This is a genomic window from Nocardia sp. NPDC058497 (assembly GCF_042720195.1).
GTDB lineage: Bacteria > Actinomycetota > Actinomycetes > Mycobacteriales > Mycobacteriaceae > Nocardia.
On record NZ_JBHXMY010000581.1, the window covers coordinates 1 to 3,660 of the forward strand.

Below are 3,660 nucleotides of genomic sequence, written 5' to 3' on the forward strand. Positions count from 1 at the left end.
CGCGCGCGGGGCCCGCGGTGGGGCGGCGCCCCCCCGTCCGCGGGGGGCGCCCCCCGCCCCGGGGTGGAGGGCGGGTTGCCCGACTCACTCCAGGGCCCCCCGCGCCGAAACGCACCCGCGAGATCGCGTCGGCCTCGTCGGCCAGTCGGAGGGCAAGGTCCAGGTCAGCGGAGTAGGCAGCCACTCGGAAAGTGTATTTGCAACGCCGGCGTACTCGCGGTCGCGGGCCTGTGTTTTTTGGAGCGCTGGCGCGCTCGAGGTCGGGGCGTGCGTGGCCGGGTTTGGTGGAAAGCGGGCGATCCCGGCCAGGTGATCCGCCCTGGCGACGGACTCAGGCGGTGACCGCGGCCGACCGTGCTGCCACCAGAGCGCTTGTCCACCAGTGCAACTGGTCGAGCAGCGCCCGCGCCTCCGCCTCGAACCCCGCGGGCTCACGCAGCTCACCGTTCTCGTCGAAGAGCATGTAGTAGCGCGGGAACGAGACGTAATTGCGCACGGTATGGGCGTTGAGCTCGTTGAACACCTGGCGCAGGTGCTCGATGGCCAGCAGGCCGCCGGAGCCACCGCTGTAGCCGACGAAGCCGATGGACTTGGCGTCCCACTGGGTGTAATGCCAGTCGATGGCCGACTTCAGAGCGGCCGGGTAGCTGCGGTTGTAGTCGGGCGTGACCACGACATAGGCGTCGGCGGCGGCCAGCCGCTCGGTGAGATCGCTCATGCCGGCCGGACGCGGCATGTCGAGGTCGACCGCGGGCGGCACCGGCGGCAGCGCGGCGGGCAGCTCGGCCTCGGCCAGGTCGATGACATCGACCTCGAAGCGATCGTCAACCTGCTGTGCGAACCAGTTCGCGACCACCGGGCCGAACCGCCCCTCGCGGACGCTGCCGATGATGATCGCGAGCTTCAGTCGCTGTGCGGACATGGTGTCCTCCTCTGTCGTTGCTCCGGCCTGTTCGGCCGATGCGTCAACATTCACCCGCCCCGAACCTGTCAGGGAGACCACCCTGAGAGTGGTAGTGGCACGGCCACTCTCGGCGCCGCGCGGCTGGGTACCGTCGATCAGGTGAGCGACAACGAACTCGGGCTGTTCCTGCGTACGCGCCGCGAGGCGGTCTCCCCCGCCGAGGTCGGGCTGCCCGCGGGTCAGCGCAGGCGCACGCCGGGACTGCGCCGCGCCGAGGTGGCGATGCTGGCCGGGGTGAGCGTGGAGTACCTGATCCGGCTCGAACAGGGCCGCGACCGGCATCCCTCCCCGCCGGTGCTGTCCGCGCTGGCCGACACGCTGCGGCTGAGCCCCCGCGAACGCGTGCACCTGCACCAGCTCACCAAGGGCATGTCCGGTTTCAGCTGCGGTGCCGCCGAGAACGGCCCGAACCGCACCGTCCGGCCGACGATCCGCGCGATCCTCGACCAGCTCGAACCCGCGCCCGCCGCGATCACCAACCGCTTCACCGAGGTCCTGGCCTGCACCGAGGGCTACCGCAAGCTGATGGCGCCGAGCGGCCTGTTCGAGCAGGGCGAGCCGGCCAATGTCGCCCGGTTCGTCTTCACCCATCCCGGTGCGCGCGAGCTGTACCCGGACTGGGATTCCGCGGCCGACAAGCTGGTCGCCTCGCTCAAGCAGGGTCCGTTCCGCGCCGACCCGATGGTCGCCGCGCTGGTCGACGAGCTCACCGTCACCGCGGGTAGCGCCTTCACCGATCGGCTGGCCGCGCTGCCCGGGTTGCCGCCGTCGGGCGGGATCAACCGGATCAGCCATCCCGAGGCGGGCACGCTGCGCCTGGCCTACGAATCGCTGGATCTGTCCATCGACGACGACCAGTCGCTGTATGTCCTGCTGCCCGCCGACGAGGCGAGCGCGACCGCGCTGGACCGTCTGGTCGGGCGGCACCCCGGCGGCCTGCGCGCCATCGCGAGCTGACCCGCGCGGGCCCTGGCGGGTGCGCGTGTTTCCCCGTGTCGGAGCCGACCGGTAACCTTGGGAATCGTGCATCCTGACGTTATCGCCGACCTCGCCGAACTCGACACCACGCTCAAGACGGTCGAGTCGGTCCTCGATGTCGAGGAGCTACGTCGGCGCATCGACGAGCTCGAGCACCAGGCGTCCGATCCCGAGCTGTGGAACAACCAGGACCACGCCCAGCAGGTGACCAGCGAGCTCTCGCACGCCCAGAGCGAGCTGCGCCGCGTCGAGGAACTGCGCCAGCGCCTGGAAGACCTGCCGGTGCTCTACGAATTGGCCGAGTCCGAAGAGGGCAAGGCCGCCGAGGAAGCCACCGCCGACGCCGACAACGAGCGCGCCGCGCTGCGCGTCGACATCGAGGCGATGGAGGTGCGCACCCTGCTCTCGGGCGAGTACGACAAGCGTGACGCGCTGGTCAACATCCGCTCCGGCGCCGGTGGCGTCGACGCCGCGGACTGGGCCCAGATGCTGATGCGCATGTACATCCGCTGGGCCGAGCGGCACAAGTACGTCGTCGAGGTCTACGACACCTCCTACGCCGAAGAAGCGGGCATCAAGAGCGCCACCTTCGCGGTGAAGTCGCCGTATGCCTACGGCACGCTGTCGGTGGAGATGGGCACGCACCGGCTCGTCCGGATCAGCCCGTTCGACAACCAGGGCCGCCGCCAGACCTCCTTCGCCGAGGTCGAGGTGCTGCCGGTGGTCGAGACCACCGACCACATCGAGATCCCCGAGGGCGAGGTCCGCGTCGACGTGTACCGCTCCTCGGGTCCGGGTGGTCAGAGCGTCAACACCACCGACTCCGCGGTCCGCCTGACCCACATCCCGACCGGCATCGTGGTGACCTGCCAGAACGAGAAGTCGCAGCTGCAGAACAAGATCTCGGCCATGCGCGTGCTGCAGGCCAAGCTGCTCGAGCGCAAGCGCCAGGAAGAGCGCGCGCAGATGGACGCGCTCAAGACCAACGAGGGCGCGTCGTGGGGCAACCAGATGCGTTCCTACGTCCTGCACCCGTACCAGATGGTCAAGGACCTGCGCACCAACTATGAGGTGAACAACCCCTCGGCGGTGCTCGACGGCGACATCGACGGCTTCATCGAATCCGGAATCCGTTGGCGCATGCGGGAACAGGCCGACGTGTAACCACCGAGACCCCGCTGTAACCTTTCGGTGTGTGTTCGAGCGAACCGGTACCGTGCCATCGCAAGCCCCGTCGACTCTCGGCCGGGGCTAGGCGATGAGCGCCGTCCTCGCGATCAACACGGCCCCGGAGATCACCGGGTGGCTGCGGTCGAGCGGCCTCGAGATCGTCCTGCTGATCGTCGGCGCGATGCTCTTCGGCCGGTTCGCCGCGTTCGTCCGCGACCGGGTGACCACCAAGATCGACGCCGGTTTCCACTCGAGCGACGCGCTGGTCCGCACCGAAGCCGCCAAGCACCGACACGCATTGGCCCAGGTCATCACATGGGTGGTGCTGACCATCGTCTACGTGCTGGTCGGCATGGAGGTGCTGCGTAGACTCGGCTTCGCGGTGACGGGTCTGGTCGCTCCGGCGGCGGTGCTCGGCGCCGCGCTCGGTTTCGGCGCCCAGCGGATCGTCCAGGACATCCTGGCCGGGTTCTTCCTCATCACCGAACGCCCGGACCTGTCGCTTTTAAACAACACAGCTCCCCCCCCACCCCAATAAAACTCTGTGT

3 protein-coding genes and 1 pseudogene are annotated in these 3,660 nt (G+C 69.1%); 3 read left to right on the plus strand and 1 reads right to left on the minus strand.

The window, feature by feature from the left end; translation table 11 throughout:
- Positions 1–331: 331 nt before the first annotated feature.
- Positions 332–922 carry an NADPH-dependent FMN reductase gene (locus ACFWPJ_RS27565; protein WP_378855620.1) on the minus strand — a complete coding sequence of 197 codons (591 nt, stop codon included), beginning with the start codon at positions 920–922 and terminating at the stop codon, positions 332–334.
- Between the two features lie 141 nt (positions 923–1,063).
- On the opposite strand from ACFWPJ_RS27565, the gene ACFWPJ_RS27570 reads away from it, so the two are divergent.
- The 3 genes and pseudogenes from ACFWPJ_RS27570 to ACFWPJ_RS27580 form a co-directional block, all read left to right on the plus strand.
- A complete protein-coding gene (locus tag ACFWPJ_RS27570) occupies positions 1,064–1,921 on the plus strand; it encodes a helix-turn-helix transcriptional regulator (RefSeq protein WP_378855622.1) in 858 nt (285 codons plus the stop codon).
- Between the two features lie 66 nt (positions 1,922–1,987).
- Positions 1,988–3,106: a peptide chain release factor 2 gene (prfB, locus tag ACFWPJ_RS27575; protein ID WP_378855624.1), complete on the plus strand. Its 1,119-nt coding sequence runs from the start codon at positions 1,988–1,990 to the stop codon at positions 3,104–3,106.
- A gap of 94 nt (positions 3,107–3,200) precedes the next feature.
- Positions 3,201–3,602, plus strand: a pseudogene (locus ACFWPJ_RS27580) (mechanosensitive ion channel family protein); the annotation flags it as partial.
- Positions 3,603–3,660: the final 58 nt, after the last annotated feature.

Excerpts from the sequence above, each read along its gene's own strand:
- ACFWPJ_RS27565 (WP_378855620.1), bottom strand. The coding sequence starts at position 922 with ATGTCCGCACAGCGACTGAAGCTCGCGATCATCATCGGCAGCGTCCGC.